We start from the raw sequence: 15,688 nt of genomic DNA on the forward strand, positions 1-15,688 counted from the left end.
CTTTCATTCAAACCAATGCCTTGCTCGGGGAGCCAGGCGCGGGGCACGGGTTGCCCCGTGCTTCAGGAACGCACGAATTCAGGTTGACGCCAGGGCCAGGCTCCCCGGTCGCTCAAACCTGTGATGGACGTGCGGTGGATGAACATTTGGAGCGCAGTGTAGCAAATGACGCGCGGACGCGGCCAGCCGTCCACGCTCGAAAACCCTGTTGCCAGCCCCGCGCCGAACCGCAAGAATGAAGCCATAAACGAACGATCGTTCTTTTTCAGGAGACAAGCATGAAGTGGTTCAACAAGTTCGCGCTCACGGCGGCGGCCTGCCTGCTGGCCACCAGCGCCTTGGCCGAGATGACGCTGTCGGGCGTCAAATACGACGACACGGTCGATGCGCGCGGCACCCAGCTGCACCTGAACGGCGCGGGCATCCGCTACAAGGCCATCTTCAAGGTCTATACCGCAGGGCTGTACCTGGGCAAGAAGGCCAGCACCCCCGACGAGGTGCTTGCGGCCACCGGCCCCAAGCGCATGAGCATCACCATGCTGCGCGACATTGACTCGGGAGAGCTGGGCAAGCTGTTCTCGCGCGGCATGGAAGACAACATGGACAAGGCGGCGTTCTCCAAGCTGATCCCGGGCGTGCTCAAGATGAGCCAGATCTTTTCCGACCACAAGAAGCTGGTGGCGGGCGACACCTTTGCCATCGACTGGATCCCCGGCACCGGCACCGTGATCACGGTCAAGGGCAAGGCCCAGGGCGAGCCGTTCAAGGAGCCCGAGTTCTTCAACGCCCTGATGCGCATCTGGCTGGGGCCCAACCCGGCCGACTGGAAACTCAAGGAAGCGCTGCTGGGCAAGGCGGGCTGAGCGCCCGCGGCGCGATCAGGCGAGCTGCGTCAGCGCGTCAACAAAGCCGTCGGCATCCACGCTGCGCACCGGCTCGCCGTGGTTGTAGCCGTAGGTCACCAGCACCACGGGGCAGCCCGCGGCCCGCGCGGCCCGGGCGTCGTTGCTTGAATCGCCGACCATCAGCGTGCGGTCCGGCTGCGTGCCCAGCGCCTCGCAGGTCTTGAGCAGGGGCAACGGGTCGGGCTTCTTGCGCTCGAAGGCGTCGCCGCCAAACACCACCTCGAAGAAGGCATCCAGCCCCTTGGCCTGCAGCAGGGGCCGGGCAAACGCCGTGGGCTTGTTGGTCAGGCAGGCCAGCCGCACGCCGGCCTGGCGCAGCGCGGCCAGGCCTTCGCGCGCCCCGGGGTAGACCGCCGAGTGCTGGCCATTGATGGCCAGGTAATGGTGCTGGTAGCGGCGCCAGGCCGCGTCGTAGCGCGCCGCGTCCGCGCCCACATGGGCCAGCACCTGGCGGATCAGGTGTTCCGACCCCTTGCCCACCATGAGGCCAATGGCGCCACGGCCGACCGGCGGCAGCGACAGGTCCGCGAGCATGAGGTTCAGGGCTGCCTCGAAGTCACCCAGTGTGTCCACCAGGGTTCCGTCAAGGTCGATGATGGCGGCGTCGACCGGCCGGGGTAGCAAGGCAAAAGGCATCGCCGGCATTGTGCCGCGAGTCAGGTCGCGCTCCTCTCCTACACCGCCGCGCGCCCGTCCGCGCCACAGTGAGGTGATGCACATCCGGATGACCAGCAAACGGCGCAACACGGGCCGCGCGGCGGGCAAGACCGTGCCCGCGCAGGGCGAAACCACCGCGCCGCAGGAAGTCCCCCGGCTGCCGCACGAGCATGACGAGTCATCCGACAGCCAGGCCGGCGCCGACGCCAGCCAGCAGCGGGTCGGCCGGCAGGCCCACCGCGATGTGCAGCAGGGCCTGGTCGACACCGACAGGGCGCCGGTGATGGACAAAGCCTACGGCAAGGTCAAGGGCAAGCCCCTGCCCTGAGGTGGCCGGGTTCATTTGCCGGGCACAATTTGCCGGGTCCATTGACCCGAGGCCAAACCAAGGCCATCCCGAGGAGACCGCCATGCGCCTGATGCGTTCGTTCATTGCCCTGCTGGGCGCCACCCTGCTCGCCACCGCGGCCTTCGCCCAGGACGTGAAAGTGGTCTACCACATTGACAGCGCCGAGGCCCAGGCCACCAAGGCCCTGCGCAACATCCGCAACCACCTGGACGTGGCCCCCAAGACCGGCATCGTCGTGGTCACGCACGCGGACGGCGTGGACTTCCTCATGGAAGGCGCGAAGGACCCGAAGAACCCCAACATCGATTACGCCGCGCTGGTCAGCGCCCTGCGCGCCCGCGGGGTGCGCTTCGAGGTCTGCGAGATCACGCTGCGCAACCGCAACCTCAAGAAAGACCAGTTCATCCTCGACGCGGAGTTCACCCCGTCGGGCGTGGTGCGCATCGGCGAGCTGCAGGCCCGCGACCACTACGCCTACATCAAGCCCTGAGCGCCGGGGCGCGGCCTGTCAGCCGCGCAGCGCGGCGCGCATGCCGTCGATCACGCCCTTGTAGTCGGGCTTGCCGAAAATCGCGCTGCCGGCCACGAAGGTGTCGGCCCCGGCCGCCGCCACACGGGCGATGTTGTCGGTCTTGATGCCGCCGTCCACCTCCAGCCGGATGTCCTTGCCGCAGGCGTCGATGCGCTTGCGGGCGGCCTCGACCTTGCGCAGCGCCGAGTCGATGAAGCTCTGGCCGCCAAAACCCGGGTTGACGCTCATGATCAGGATCAGGTCGATGTCGTCGATCACCCAGTCCAGCACGTCCAGCGGCGCGGCGGGGTTGAACACCAGGCCCGGCTTGCACCCCTTGGCCTTGATGGCCTGGATGCTGCGGTGCACATGGCCCGACGCGTCGGGGTGGAAGCTGATGTAGTCGGCGCCGGCGTCCGCGAAGGCCGCGGCCAGCGCATCCACCGGCTGCACCATGAGGTGCACGTCCACGGGCACGGCCACGCCGGCCGCGGTCCTGGCATGCGGCTTCAGCGCCTGGCAGACCATGGGGCCAAAGGTGAGGTTGGGCACGTAATGGTTGTCCATCACGTCAAAGTGGATCCAGTCGGCGCCGCCGGCGATGACGCTGGCCACTTCCTCGCCCAGGCGGGCGAAGTCGGCGGACAGGATCGAGGGGGCAATGCGGTAGGTGGGGACGGTCGGGCTCATGACGGGATTGTCGCAGTTGGCGCGCGCCATCGCCCCGCGCGGTACCATTCAGCGGCCATGCCCAAGTACCAGTTCACGGTTGACGTCGAGCCCCACTACCTGCCGGACCAGTCCGCGCCGGCGCAGGACCTCTACAGCTTCTCCTACACCATCACCATCACCAACGCGGGCGAGGTGCCAGCCCAGCTGATCGCCCGCCACTGGCTCATCGGCAACGCCCAGGGCCAGACCGAGGAGGTCAAGGGCCTGGGCGTGGTCGGGCACCAGCCACTGCTCAGCCCCGGCGAATCCTTCCAGTACACCAGCGGCTGCCGCCTGCGCACGCCCACCGGCACCATGCGCGGCAGCTATTTCTGCGTGGCCGAGGACGGGGAGCGCTTCGAGGTGGACATCCCGGCCTTCGTGCTCGACGCCGGCAGCGCCGCGCCCCGGGTCCTGCACTGAGCCACGGCGCCAGACCCTGCGCGCGACAGCGGCATCCCGGTCAGGGCTTGCAGATGAACATTGATACAAATATAATAAAGCTTCATTTCAGGCTCAACTCTGCTTTTTTGACTCTTGGCAGCGATTCCGAGCAATTGGAGCCCTCTCGAGGGCTCTTTTTTTGCCTCCGGCAAGCTGTTGCGCGGCCCTCACAGGGCGGGACACCGTCCATAGGCACCGGTTTGCGGAAACCCTATGATCCTCGCGTATGCCCACCACCCGCCCTGCCCCGCCCATGCCCGTGCCTGCTGAAATGGGGGCCGCCGAGAAGCAGGTGCTGCGGCGGTTTCGCGTGGTGTTCAATGCCATCAAGACCCATTTCCAGCAGGTCGAGAAGCAGGCCGGCATTGGCGGGGCCCAGCTCTGGGCGCTGAGCGTGGTGCGCCAGCATCCGGGCATCCGGGTGACCCACCTGGCCACGGCCATGGACATCCACCAGTCCACCGCCAGCAACCTGGTGCGCACCCTGGTCGAGCGCAAGCTGGTGGAGACCAGCAAGAGCGAGGAAGACCGGCGCGCGGTGTGCCTGCACCTGCTGCCCGACGGCGAGCGGATGCTGGACCGGGCCCCGGGGCCGTTCTCGGGCGTCCTGCCCGCCGCGCTGGACCGGCTAGACTCTGCCACTCTGGACCGCCTGGACGCGGACCTGGGCAAACTGATCGAGGCGCTGGCCAGCGACCTCACCGACCCCCAGGCCGAACAGGTGCCCCTCGCCCAGCTCTGAAGGAGCGCGGCCTTGGCGTTTGCGCCTACATCCTGCGCCGATGACGGCGGAATAAACTCTCCCCGGGGAGCATTTTTATGAATGAAATCATGGCTGTCTGGGCCGAATGGCTCAAGCCTTCGGCCGGTCTGCCCACCGTTCAGTGGTCCATCCTGCTGGCCATGGCGGCCATCGCGGGCCACCTGATCCAGCGTTACACCGGCCTGCCCAAGGTGGTTGGCTACTCGGCCGTGGGCGCCGTCGCGGGCCTGGCGGGGTTCTCGGGCGCGGCCTGGCCGCTGCAGGGCATCAGCCTGTTCCTGCTCGAACTGGGCGTGGCGGTGGTGCTGTTCGAGGCCGGCGGCCGCATCCCGCTGCGCTGGTTCCGCCACAACCCCATGGTGCTGGTGCAAAGCGTGCTGGAGTCGCTGCTGACCTATTTCGCGGTGTTCTGGGTGCTGGTCTGGCTGGAGGTGCCGCATGTCGTGGCCGAGGCCCTGGCCATCGTGGCCATCGTGGCCTCGCCGGCCGTGCTCAGCCGCGTGGTGCTGGACACCCGGGCTTCGGGGCCGGTGACCGAGCGCGCCATGGTGCTGGCCACGCTGGGCACGCTGTACGCGCTGACCTGGGGCAGCGCCAAGGCCGGCCTGATGTTCCGGCCCAGCCACCCGCTGACCGACACGGTCTACCCGGTGGCGGTGGTGCTGGGCCTGTCGTTCGTGGTGGGCGCGGTGCTGGCGCTGGCGCTGCGCAGCGCGCTGCGCGTGATGAACCCGACCAGCGAGAACACCTCCATGCTGCTGCTGGCGCTGATTGCCGCGGGCACTGCGCTGGCCGCCCACTTTGGCGGCTCGGCGCCGCTGGCCGCGCTGCTGGGCGGCATGCTGCTCAAGCAGCTCAACCCCCGGCCCTGGACGGTGCCGCGCCAGCTGGGCACGGCCGCCTCCATCCTGACCATGCTGATGTTCGTGCTGGTGTCGGTGGTGGCGGCGCGGGCCGACTGGAGCGCGCCCGTCGTCACCCTGGTGCTGGCCCTGATCGGCGCCCGCGCGCTGGCCAAGATCACCGGCGTGGCGCTGGCCAACCCGGGCAGCGGCGCCAGCTGGCGCCAGGCCCTGTGGCTGGGCTGCGCGATGGCGCCGATGTCGTCGGTGGCGCTGCTGCTGGTGTCGCAGTTCGTGGTGTCGTCACCGGCCAACGGGCCGATGATCGCGCGCATCGCGCTGCCCGCGATCCTGCTGATGGAGGTGCTGGGCGCCGTCATCACCACGCTGGCGCTGTACCGCGCCGGCGAAAGCTCCAAGCCCTGGCAATCGCAGGTGGCGCCCATGCCCGAAAGCCGCGACAGCACCGGAGACCGCTATGGCGCTTGAACCGTTTGGCAACTCGGCCGCGCTGTCGCTGGGGGTGGAGCTGGAACTGCAGCTCGTCAACACCAACGACTACGACCTGGCGCCCTATTCCGACGACATGCTGCGGCTGATGGCCAAGGTGCCGCTGCCCGGCAGCGTGGTGCCCGAGATGACCTCGAGCATGATCGAGATCTCCACCGACGTCTGCCACTCCTCGTCCGAGGTGCTGGGTCAGCTCACGCAGATCCGCGATGCGCTGGTCAAGAGCGCCGACAAGCTCAACATCGCCGTGCTGGGCGGCGGCACCCACCCGTTCCAGATGTGGCATGAGCGGCGCATCTACGACAAGCCGCGCTTTCGCGAGCTGTCGGAGCTGTACGGCTACCTGTCCAAGCAGTTCACCATCTTCGGCCAGCACGTGCACGTGGGTTGCCCCGACGCCAACACCGCGCTGCTCACGCTGCACCGCATGTCGCGCTACATCCCGCACTTCATCGCGCTGTCGGCCTCGTCGCCCTTCGTGCAGGCGCAGGACACGGCGTTCGACTCGGCCCGGCTCAACTCGGTGTTCGCGTTCCCGCTGTCGGGCCGGGCGCCGTTCGCGCTGACCTGGGACGACTTCAGCGCCTACTTCGACAAGATGACGCGCACCGGCGTGGTCAAGAGCATGAAGGACTTCTACTGGGACATCCGGCCCAAGCCCGAGTACGGCACCATTGAAATCCGCGTGTTCGACACCCCGCTGACCGTGGGCCGCGCGGCCGCGCTGGCCGGCTATGTGCAGTCGCTGGCCTCGTGGTTCATGGAGGACGACCCCTTCATGCCGACCGAGGACGACTACCTGGTCTACACCTACAACCGCTTCCAGGCCTGCCGCTTCGGGCTGGAGGCCGTATACGTGGACCCGGCCACCGGCGAGCACACCACGCTGCGCGAGCACATCCTGGCCACCATGGCCCAGGTGCACCGCCACGCCCACAAGCTCAATGCCAGCGCCGGCATCCACCTGCTGCGCACCAGCGTCGAGCAGGGCAACAACGACGCGCGCTGGCTGCGCGAGCGCCAGACCCACGAACGGCTGCTGGCCGAGGTGGTGCGCCAGGGGGCGCAGAAGTTCCGCGGCCTCTGAACATGAATTTCCTGCCCGCCTGGCCGCTGTCGGCGAACGCCCTGTTCTTCTTCGGCTTCCTGCTGTTCTGCGGGTCGCTGGGCGGTTATGTGGCGCACCGCTGGCCCTGGCTGCCCAGCATCACCGGGTTCATGCTGGTGGGCTTCATCGCGGGGCCCAACGTGCTGCACCTGGTCAGCCACGAGGGGCTGGCCGAGTCGCGCATCGTGGTCGACGTGGCGCTGGGCCTGATCCTGTACCGGCTCGGGCTGTCACTGGACATCAAGCTGCTGCTGCGTGACCGCAGCCTGATCTTCATTTCGCTGGCCGAAAGCGCGCTGACCTTTGCCGTGGTGCTGGCCGGCATGCGCTGGATGGGCGTGCCCAACCTGCCGGCCGCGGTGATCGCGGCGATTGCCATCTCCTCGTCGCCCGCGGTGCTGATCCACGTGGCCCACGAACTCGGCGCCAAGGGCCCGGTGACCGACCGCGCCAAGAGCCTGGTGGCCCTGAACAACGTGCTGGCCTTCCTGGCCTTTGCCGCGCTGCTGCCCCTGCTCTACCACCGCGCCGAGGCGCCACTGGTCACCATCCTGCTCGGCCCGCTGTACCAGCTGCTGGGCTCGGGCCTGCTGGGCGGCCTGATGGGCGCGGCCCTGCACGTGGCGGCGCGCCGGACCAAGGCAGCCCAGCAGTACCAGCTGGCGCTCGTGGTGGGCGCGGTGGCCATCACGCTGGGCGCGGCGCTGATGCTCAAGCTCTCGCCGCTGTTCGCGCCGCTGGTGCTGGGCATCGTGGTGCGCAGCATCGAGCGCAAGCACCTGATCGCCAACATCGAGTTCGGCCCCGCGTTCGAGCTGTTCTTCATTGCCCTGTTCGTCTATGCGGGCGCCAACCTGCATGTGTCCGAGATGCTGGCCTATGCCCCGGCCGCCGCGGTGTTCGTGGTGGGCCGCTCGCTGGCCAAATGGCTGGGCGTGGGCGGCACCTCGATGCTGCTCGGGGTGCCCAGGCGCCAGTCGGCCACCACCGGCCTGATGCTGATCCCGATGGCGGGCCTGGCGATTGGCCTGGTCAACAACATGGTGGCGCTGTTCCCCAAGGAAGGCGCCATCGTCGGCTCCATCGTGCTGGCTGCGGTGGCCGTGCTCGAAACCCTGGGCCCGCCGGTCACGGCCCGCGCGCTGCGCTCGTCGGGCGATGAGCTGGACCCCGCGCGCGGCTACGAGGCGCCCGAGTACTGGCCACCGGCCGAGGACGCCGAGCCGCCACCCTTCGCGGCCGGCAGCCCCGCGCCGCTGGCGCCCTCGCCCCGGGACTGACATGGCCCCCACGCTTGCCACTTCGTGTGCTTCGCTGCCCCCCGAGGGGGCTTCAGCCGCCTTGGGGCGGCCCGGCGGCGGCAGCTAGCCCATGGGCGAGTTCGAGCTGATCCAGCGCTTCTTTCACCGGCCGGCGCGCCGTTCGCCGCTCGGGCCGGGCGACGACTGCGCGCTGCTGCAGCCCGCGCCGGGCATGCAGCTGGCGGTGTCCAGCGACATGCTGGTGGAGGGCCGCCACTTCCTGTCCACCGTGGACCCGGCGCGGCTGGGCCACAAGGCACTGGCGGTCAACCTCAGCGACCTGGCCGCCTGCGGCGCGCGGCCGCTGGCGTTCACGCTGGCGCTGGCCCTGCCGCGCGCCGACGAGGCCTTTCTGGCGCCGTTTGCGCGCGGTCTGCTGGCCCTGGCCGACGCCCACGGCTGCGAACTGGTGGGCGGCGACACCACCCAGGGCCCGCTGAACATCTGCATCACCGTGTTTGGCGAGGTGCCCGCCGGCCAGGCCCTGCTGCGCAGCGGCGCGCGCGCCGGCGACGACCTGTGGGTCAGCGGCACGCTGGGCGACGCGCGGCTGGCGCTGGAGGTGTTCCGCGGCACGCTGGCCGTGCCGGCAGAGGTGTTCGAGGCGGCGCGCGCGCGCATGGAGCAGCCCGAGCCGCGCGTGGCGCTGGGCCAGGCGCTGCGCGGCGTGGCCAGCGCGGCCGTGGACCTCAGCGATGGCCTGCTGGGCGACCTGGGCCACGTGCTGCGCGCCAGCGGCGTGGGGGCCACCATCGACACCTCGATTGCTACTGATTTGATAGCTGCTGGTGGCCGCCAGTCCTGGACTCCAGCCCTATTTGATGCTGAAAAGCAGCTGGAACTGGTGCTGTCGGGCGGCGACGACTATGAACTGGCCTTCACCGCGCCCGTTTCAGCACGCGACGCGGTGCTGGCCGCCGGCCGCGCCGCGCAAACGGCCGTCACGCGCATCGGCCGCATCGAGGCCGAGCCCGGTGTGCGGCTGATCGACGCGCAGGGCCAGGCGCTGACGCGCCGCTACACCTCGTTCGATCACTTCGCCTGACGCGCCGGGACACGCGCCGGGGCCCGCGCCAGTTCGGCGCGCATCACGGCGATGAAGCCCTCGCAGGCCGGCGACAGCGAGCGGCCGCGCCGCGTCACCACCGAAATGTCGCGCGAGACCTTGGGCCCCGTGAGGGCCTTGACCACCAGGTGGGGGTCGTTCGACCACGAGGCGAAGGCCGACGGCATGATGGACGCGCCCAGGCCGGCGCCGGTCATCCACAGCGCCGTGGACAGGAACGAGACCTCGTTAACCACGTTCAGCGCCACCCCGGCACGGGCGGCCGTGCCGTCGATCAGGGGCCGGATGCCGTAGCCCGGGCGCACCGTGATCACCGGGTGGCCGGCCAGGTCGGTCCAGCGCACGGTGCGGCGTGTGGCCAGCGGGTGATCGCGCGGGCAGACCACGCTCAGGTGGTCGCGCACCAGGGTCTGGGTGTCCACATCGGCGCCGGCCCGCTCGGGCGTGCCGATGCCAAAGTCCACATGCTCGCCGATCACGCGCGAGACAAACTGGTCGGGCGCGCAATCGTCAATCACCACCCGGATCTCGGGGTGCTGCGCGGTGAACCGGCCAATGACCCGGGGCAGCAGGATTTCGGCCAGCGTGGGCGTGATGGCCAGGCAGACGCGGCCCCGGCGCAGGCCCGAGAGGTCGCGCAGCCCCGCGCCCAGCGAGTCCACGTCGCGCAGGATGCGCTCGGCCACCACGATGGCCTCGCGCGCCGCCTGGGTGGGCTGCAGCGAGCGCGTGGTGCGGTCAAACAGCCGCGCGCCCAGCCCCTGCTCCATCTGGCGGATCAGCACGCTGACAGCGGACTGCGTCACAAACAGCTGCTCGGCCGCCGCGCTGAGCTTGCGCAGCTGGTAGACCGCGGCAAACGCGCGCAGCTGGCGCAGGGTGGGGCTGAAACTCTGATTCATGAATTTAAATCATATTTCATTCGTAATTTATCGTTTTACGAATGAATGAGGATTGATTCCAATCAACGACAACAACACAAGGAGACAGCATGCAAACTCTTTCCCGCACCCTCGCGGGCTGGGCCGCCATGGCGGCCCTGGCAGCCGGCTTCAGCCAGCCGGCCGCGGCCCAGGGCCCCGACTACCCCAACAAGCCGATCCGCATCGTGGTGACCTTCCCGCCTGGCGGCAGCACCGACGCGGTGGTGCGCATGCTGGTGCCGCGCCTGAACGAGAAGCTGGGCCAGTCGGTGATCGTGGACAACCGCCCCGGCGCGGGCGGCAACATCGGGCTGACCGTGGTGGCCAAGGCCGCGCCCGGCGACGGCTACACCCTGGGCGTGGGCGCGGCCGGCGCTCTGTCGGCCAACAGCAGCCTGTATGCGCAGATGCCGTTCGACCCGGTCAAGGACCTGCGCCCGGTGAGCATGCTCGCGGCCATTCCCTTTGTGATCATCGGCCACCCCTCGGTGGCGGCGCGCAGCCAGCGCGAGCTGATCGCGCTGGCCAAATCCCAGCCCGGCAAGCTGTCGATCGCGCACGGCGGCAACGGCACGGCCATGCACCTGACCGCCGCGCTGTTCGCGCAGATGGCCGACGTGAAGCTGGTGGAGATTCCCTACCGCGGCTCGGGGCCGGCGGCGCTGGACGTGCTGTCGGGCCAGGTGCCGCTGGCGGTGGTGGACCTGCCGTCGGCGCTGCAGCACATCAAGGCCGGCAAGCTGATCGCCTATGGCGTGACCAGCCCGCAGCGCCTGCCCATGCTGCCCGACGTGCCCACCGTGGCCGAGGCCGGCCTGCCGGGTTACGACTCCACGGGCTGGTTCGGCGTGGTTGCGCCGGCCGGCACGCCGCCCGCGATCATCGCGCGGCTGAACGCCGAGATCACCGCCGCCCTCAACGACGACGCCATCAAGACCAACATGCGCAACCTGGGCGTGGAGCCGGCGCCGGGCACGGCGGAGTCGTTCGAGGCCTACATCAAGTCCGAAACCGAAAAATGGGCACGCGTGATCAAGACGGCCCACATCAAGCTCAACTGAACCCATGACCGACAACGCCAATGGCACGCCCGACTGCGACGTGCTGATCGTCGGGGCCGGCCCCGTGGGCCTGACCCTTGCGATGGACCTCGCCGGACGCGGCGTGCGCGTGCTGATCGCCGAGACCCGGCATTACGCCGAGCCGCCCAACGTCAAGTGCAACCATGTCTCGGCCCGCACCATGGAGCAGTTCCGCCGGCTCGGCGTGGCGCACAAGCTGCGCAGCGCCGGCCTGCCCGAGGACTACCCCAACGACGTGGTGTTCCGCACCAGCGTGACCGGCACCGAGCTGACGCGCATCCCCATCCCCTGCCGGCGCGACCGCTACAGCGACACCAGCGGGCCCGACGGCTGGTGGCCCACGCCCGAGCCGCCGCACCGCATCAACCAGATCTACCTCGAGCCCATCCTGCTCGAACACACCGCGGCCCTGCCCGGCGTGACCCTGCTCAACCGCACGCAGGTCACCGGCTTCACGCAGACCGCCGCCGGCGTGCAGGCCACGGCGCAGAACCTGGACGACGGCACCACACGCACCCTGCGGGCCCGCTACCTCGTGGGCTGCGACGGCGGCAGCTCCGGCGTGCGCAAGCAGATGGGCGCGAAGCTCGAAGGCACGGCGGTGATCCAGCGCGTGCAGTCCACCTACATCCGCGCGCCGCAGCTCAAGGCGCTGATCCCGGGCAAGCCGGCCTGGTCGTATTACGCCTACAACCCGCGGCGCTGCGGCACCATGTTCGCGATTGACGGGCACAGCACCTGGCTGGTGCACAACCACCTGAACGCCGAGGAGCCCGAGTTCGACTCGGTGGACCGCGACCAGTCCATCCGCAACATCCTGGGCGTGGGCCCGGACTTCCAGTACGAGGTCATCAGCAAGGAAGACTGGGTGGGCCGGCGGCTGGTGGCCAACCGCTTCCGCGACCGCCGCGTGTTCATCGCGGGCGACGCGGCCCACCTGTGGGTGCCCTATGCGGGCTACGGCATGAACGCGGGCATTGCCGACGCCATCCACCTGTCATGGCTGCTGGCGGCGCGCCTGCAGGGCTGGGGCGATGAGGGCCTGCTGGATGCCTACGAGGCCGAACGGCAGCCCATCACCGAGCAGGTCTCGAACTTCGCGATGGACCATGCGCAGAAGATGATCCGCGCGCGCCGCGCCGTGCCGGCCCACATCGAAGCCGACGACGCCGAAGGCGCCGCGGCCCGCGCACTCGCAGGCCGCGAGGCCTATGACCTCAACGTGCAGCAGTTCTGCTGCGCGGGGCTGAACTTTGGCTACTTCTACAGCGGCTCGCCGGTGATAGTGGCCGATGACGAAGCCCCACCCGCCTACAGCATGGGCAGTTTCACGCCGTCCACCGTGCCCGGCTGCCGCGCGCCGCATGTCTGGCTGGCCGATGGCCATTCGCTGTATGACGCATTCGGCCCGGGCTACACGCTGCTGCGCCTGAAAGCCGATGCCAACGTGGGCACGCTGGTCGATGCCGCGCGCGCGCAGCGCCTGCCGCTGCAGGTGCTGGATGTGCAGCCGCGCGACCCGCTGCCCGAGGCCTACAGGCACGCCCTGGTGCTGTGCCGCGCCGACCAGCACGTGGTCTGGCGCGGGGATGCCGTGCCCGCGGACGCCGCGGGCCTGGTGGCCGTGCTGCGCGGTGCCGCGCACACGGCGCTGCGGCTGGCCGCCTGAGGGCAGCGGGGGCAGCACCTCCGCCAGCCGCCGCCGCTCAGGCCGCTGCGACTGGGCTCAGGCCGCCTGCGACTGGGGCTCGGGCCGCAGCGCCTGCGCCTGTTGCCGCGCACGCTGACGGGCGGCCTGGGTTTCGCCGGCATAGCCCCAGTCGGTGGCGGGCACCTCGCGCACGATCACATAGCTGGCCTCTTCAAGCGCCGCCCCCGGTGCCAGCTGCCGCTGCAGCTCGGCATGGGCCTGCGCGATGAAGGCGGCCTTCTGCGCGGCGCTGTTGGTGCCCGTGGTGACGCTGATTTCAAGCAGGGCGGTGGGCCGCTGCACATCACGGCCGCCCACGGTCCAGCGGGCGGTGGGCAGGTCTTCAATGGTCACGGCCGTGACCTCGGCCCGCTTGTCCAGCGTGCGCGCGGTGATGTCGGTGAGGGCCGCGGCCAGGGCGCGGTAGCGTTCAGGGTTTTGCAGCGGGGCCACCCGCAGGTTCAAGGTGGGCATGCTCAGGCCTCCAGCAGGCGGGTGGCGTGCGCAGCCGGTGCGTGGCGCCGCGCGGCGTCAAAGGCCTGGCGGATGCGTTCCGCCAGGCCACACCAGAAGCGGTCGGCGGCCTCGCGGCGCAGCACTTCGGCGCGGGCCAGGGCGGCGTCCATCAGCGCGGCATGGGCGCCGGGGGGCAAAAGGTTCGAGGGTGTGGCGGTGGTCATGGCGGTGTCCTTTCGTGACGGTCGCGGGAGAGCCTTGAATGTAGGCACGGCCGCCGCATCCGGAAACGGCACGCCACGCAAATGGGTCTTGCACCGGCTGCAAGGCCGCCAGCGCGCGCGGGCGCCTGGCCCGCTACCATTGGCCCATGAGGGAACTCGCGTTTGACGACCTGCAGCTGTTCGCGCGCGTGGCCGAGCTGGGCACGCTGTCGGCGGTGGCGCGCGAGCGCAATGCGCCGGTCAGCCAGGTGTCGCGCTCGCTGGCGCGCATCGAGAAGGCCTGCGGCGCGCGGCTGATCCACCGCTCCACCCACGGCCTGGCGCTCACGGCCGAGGGCGAGACCTTTCTGGACTACTGCCTGCGCGTGGGCGGCACCTTTGTCGAGCTGGAGGCCGAGTTCGCCAGCAAGGCGCTTGAGGTCGGCGGCACGGTGCGCCTGGCGGTGAGCCCGTCGATGGCGCATTTCCTGATCGTGCCGGGCCTGGCCGGCCTGACGCAGCGCCACCCGCGGCTGCAGGTGGACATCCACGCCGACGACCGGCTGGTGGACATGGCGCGCGAAGGCATCGACATCGCGATCCGCACCGGCACCGTGCAAAGCGATGCGGTGATCGCGCGCGAAATCGGCAGCCACACCCGCTACCTCTACGCCAGCCCGGACTACCTGCGCCGGCACGGCACGCCCGCGCACCCCGACGAGCTGGCCAGCCACCGCCTGATCACCAACAGCGTGGCACAGCATCTGAACCGCTGGCCGTTCCTGATCGACGGCGAGCCGGTGGCGCGCGTGATGCAGGGCCATTACCGCACGGCGTCCACCGGCATCCAGATGTCCATGGTGCTCAATGGCCTGGGCATCTGCCGCTGCAACGACCTGATCGCCAAGCCGCTGGTCAAGGAAGGCCGGCTGGTGCCGCTGCTTGACGCCTTCATCGACGCGCAGCGCTCGCCGATTTACGCGATGATGCTGCCGCAGCGCCACCGTCTGCCCAAGATCCGCGCCTGCATCGACTACTGGGCCGACTGGTTCGGCCAGATCTGACGCCCGAGCCTTTTCCCGAGACACCGATGAACCCGCCCTTCACCGCACCGCCCGACGACCAGACCGCCCCGGCCCCGGCGCCGCGCCGCGCCGGCGTGCGCTTCATGCTGGGCCACGGCGCGCACTGGGTGGCGCTGGGCTTTGGCTCGGGCCTGAGCCCGGTGGCGCCTGGCACGTCGGGCACGCTGTGGGCCTGGCTGGCGTTCCTGCTGATCCAGACCGCTTGGGCGCCCAGTGCGCTGCAGTGGGGCGTGGTGATTGGCATCACGCTCCTGCTGGGCTGGTGGGCCAGCGCCGTGACCGCGCGCCACATGGGCGTGGCCGACCCGGGGCAGATCGTGATCGACGAGATCGCCGCCTTCTGGCTGGTGCTGTGGCTGGTGATGCCCGCGGGGCTGTGGATGCAGTTCGCGGCCTTCGTGCTGTTCCGGTTCTTTGACGCCGCCAAGCCCGGCCCGGTGGCCTGGGCCGACGGCCTGTTCAAGGGCTTTGGCTGGCGCGGCGGCCTGGGCATCATGCTCGACGACCTGGTGGCCGCCGTCTGCACGCTCCTGGTGATCGCGCTCTGGAGATTCTGGTGAACCCTGATTTGCTATCAAATCCAGAGCACGAAGTGGCCGCCGCTGCTGGACTCCTGGCCGATTTGCTTCAAAAACGCGGGCAGATGATGGCCACGGCCGAAAGCTGCACCGGCGGCCTGATCGCCGCGGCCTGCACGGCGCTGCCGGGCTCCAGCCTGTGGTTCGAGCGCGGCTTTGTCAGCTACTCCAACGAGGCCAAGACCGAGCTGCTGGGCGTGGACGCCGCGCAGATCGCGGCCCACGGCGCGGTCAGCGAGGTGGTGGCGCGCGCCATGGCGTTTGGCGCGGTGCGCCACTCGCAGGCCCAGGTCAGCGTGGCCGTCACCGGCGTGGCCGGCCCGAGCGGCGGCAGCCCCGACAAACCCGTGGGCACGGTCTGGTTCGGCTTTTCGGTCGATGGCCTGCTGACCAGCGAGATGCGGCGCTTTGACGGTGACCGCGCGGCGGTGCGCGCCGCCACCGTGGCCCATGCCCTGCGGCGCCTGGTGCAGTTGCTGGGCTGAGCCCCTGACCCTCTGCCGG

At 69.7% G+C, this 15,688-nt stretch carries 19 protein-coding genes; 14 read left to right on the forward strand and 5 right to left on the reverse strand.

Annotated features, from left to right (window positions below; genetic code table 11):
• The first annotated feature begins 278 nt into the window (after window positions 1-278).
• A complete protein-coding gene (locus KF796_00365; protein ID MBX3585065.1) occupies window positions 279-863 on the forward strand; it encodes a chalcone isomerase family protein in 585 nt (194 codons plus the stop codon).
• Window positions 864-878: 15 nt separating this feature from the next.
• Here KF796_00365 and gph read toward each other — a convergent pair whose 3' ends face one another.
• A complete protein-coding gene (gene gph / locus KF796_00370; GenBank protein MBX3585066.1) occupies window positions 879-1,541 on the reverse strand; it encodes a phosphoglycolate phosphatase in 663 nt (220 codons plus the stop codon).
• Between the two features lie 88 nt (window positions 1,542-1,629).
• On the opposite strand from gph, the gene KF796_00375 reads away from it, so the two are divergent.
• Together KF796_00375 and KF796_00380 are read left to right on the forward strand one after the other, a co-directional pair.
• Window positions 1,630-1,890, forward strand: a complete 261-nt coding sequence (locus KF796_00375) for a hypothetical protein (GenBank protein MBX3585067.1) — start codon at window positions 1,630-1,632, stop codon at window positions 1,888-1,890.
• Between the two features lie 82 nt (window positions 1,891-1,972).
• Window positions 1,973-2,401: a DsrE family protein gene (locus tag KF796_00380; protein MBX3585068.1), complete on the forward strand. Its 429-nt coding sequence runs from the start codon at window positions 1,973-1,975 to the stop codon at window positions 2,399-2,401.
• A gap of 18 nt (window positions 2,402-2,419) precedes the next feature.
• Here the strand turns inward: KF796_00380 and rpe are convergent, their stop codons facing one another.
• The gene (rpe, locus tag KF796_00385; GenBank protein ID MBX3585069.1) at window positions 2,420-3,112 is read right to left on the reverse strand and encodes a ribulose-phosphate 3-epimerase; all 693 of its coding nucleotides are present in this window, start codon (window positions 3,110-3,112) and stop codon (window positions 2,420-2,422) included.
• Between the two features lie 57 nt (window positions 3,113-3,169).
• Between rpe and apaG the strand changes: the two genes are divergently transcribed.
• The 6 genes from apaG (at window position 3,170) to thiL (ending at window position 9,146) form a co-directional block, all read left to right on the forward strand.
• A complete protein-coding gene (apaG, locus tag KF796_00390) occupies window positions 3,170-3,556 on the forward strand; it encodes a Co2+/Mg2+ efflux protein ApaG (GenBank protein MBX3585070.1) in 387 nt (128 codons plus the stop codon).
• 274 nt (window positions 3,557-3,830) lie between these two features.
• Complete coding sequence (locus KF796_00395; GenBank protein MBX3585071.1) at window positions 3,831-4,319, forward strand: winged helix-turn-helix transcriptional regulator; 489 nt, start codon at window positions 3,831-3,833, stop codon at window positions 4,317-4,319.
• Window positions 4,320-4,396: 77 nt separating this feature from the next.
• Entirely contained in the window at window positions 4,397-5,671 is a 1,275-nt protein-coding gene (locus KF796_00400; protein MBX3585072.1) for a cation:proton antiporter, read from the forward strand.
• Entirely contained in the window at window positions 5,661-6,779 is a 1,119-nt protein-coding gene (locus tag KF796_00405; protein ID MBX3585073.1) for a glutamate--cysteine ligase, read from the forward strand. The genes KF796_00400 and KF796_00405 overlap by 11 nt, the downstream gene beginning before the upstream one ends.
• A gap of 2 nt (window positions 6,780-6,781) precedes the next feature.
• Complete coding sequence (locus KF796_00410; GenBank protein ID MBX3585074.1) at window positions 6,782-8,080, forward strand: cation:proton antiporter; 1,299 nt, start codon at window positions 6,782-6,784, stop codon at window positions 8,078-8,080.
• Window positions 8,081-8,171: 91 nt separating this feature from the next.
• On the forward strand, window positions 8,172-9,146 hold the full coding sequence (gene thiL, locus KF796_00415) for a thiamine-phosphate kinase (protein MBX3585075.1): 975 nt from the start codon (window positions 8,172-8,174) through the stop codon (window positions 9,144-9,146).
• On the opposite strand, the gene KF796_00420 is transcribed toward thiL, so the two are convergent.
• Window positions 9,134-10,069, reverse strand: a complete 936-nt coding sequence (locus KF796_00420) for a LysR family transcriptional regulator (GenBank protein MBX3585076.1) — start codon at window positions 10,067-10,069, stop codon at window positions 9,134-9,136. The two genes, thiL and KF796_00420, sit on opposite strands and share 13 nt — an antisense overlap.
• A gap of 89 nt (window positions 10,070-10,158) precedes the next feature.
• Between KF796_00420 and KF796_00425 the strand changes: the two genes are divergently transcribed.
• Both KF796_00425 and KF796_00430 read left to right on the forward strand, forming a co-directional pair.
• Window positions 10,159-11,151 carry a tripartite tricarboxylate transporter substrate binding protein gene (locus KF796_00425; GenBank protein ID MBX3585077.1) on the forward strand — a complete coding sequence of 331 codons (993 nt, stop codon included), beginning with the start codon at window positions 10,159-10,161 and terminating at the stop codon, window positions 11,149-11,151.
• Window positions 11,152-11,155: 4 nt separating this feature from the next.
• The gene (locus tag KF796_00430) at window positions 11,156-12,841 is read left to right on the forward strand and encodes an FAD-dependent oxidoreductase (GenBank protein ID MBX3585078.1); all 1,686 of its coding nucleotides are present in this window, start codon (window positions 11,156-11,158) and stop codon (window positions 12,839-12,841) included.
• 57 nt (window positions 12,842-12,898) lie between these two features.
• Here the strand turns inward: KF796_00430 and KF796_00435 are convergent, their stop codons facing one another.
• Entirely contained in the window at window positions 12,899-13,336 is a 438-nt protein-coding gene (locus KF796_00435; GenBank protein ID MBX3585079.1) for a tautomerase family protein, read from the reverse strand.
• Window positions 13,337-13,338: 2 nt separating this feature from the next.
• Window positions 13,339-13,542: a hypothetical protein gene (locus tag KF796_00440; protein MBX3585080.1), complete on the reverse strand. Its 204-nt coding sequence runs from the start codon at window positions 13,540-13,542 to the stop codon at window positions 13,339-13,341.
• 146 nt (window positions 13,543-13,688) lie between these two features.
• On the opposite strand from KF796_00440, the gene KF796_00445 reads away from it, so the two are divergent.
• Genes KF796_00445 through KF796_00455 form a run of 3 tightly spaced genes read left to right on the forward strand, consistent with a single transcriptional unit; the run spans window position 13,689 to window position 15,669 of the window.
• Window positions 13,689-14,585: a LysR family transcriptional regulator gene (locus KF796_00445; protein MBX3585081.1), complete on the forward strand. Its 897-nt coding sequence runs from the start codon at window positions 13,689-13,691 to the stop codon at window positions 14,583-14,585.
• Window positions 14,586-14,611: 26 nt separating this feature from the next.
• Window positions 14,612-15,166 carry a phosphatidylglycerophosphatase A gene (locus tag KF796_00450; protein MBX3585082.1) on the forward strand — a complete coding sequence of 185 codons (555 nt, stop codon included), beginning with the start codon at window positions 14,612-14,614 and terminating at the stop codon, window positions 15,164-15,166.
• Entirely contained in the window at window positions 15,163-15,669 is a 507-nt protein-coding gene (locus KF796_00455) for a CinA family protein (protein ID MBX3585083.1), read from the forward strand. The genes KF796_00450 and KF796_00455 overlap by 4 nt, the downstream gene beginning before the upstream one ends.
• Window positions 15,670-15,688: the final 19 nt, after the last annotated feature.

Source organism: Ramlibacter sp. (genome assembly GCA_019635435.1).
In the GTDB taxonomy this organism is placed as follows: Bacteria; Pseudomonadota; Gammaproteobacteria; order Burkholderiales; family Burkholderiaceae_C; genus JAHBZM01.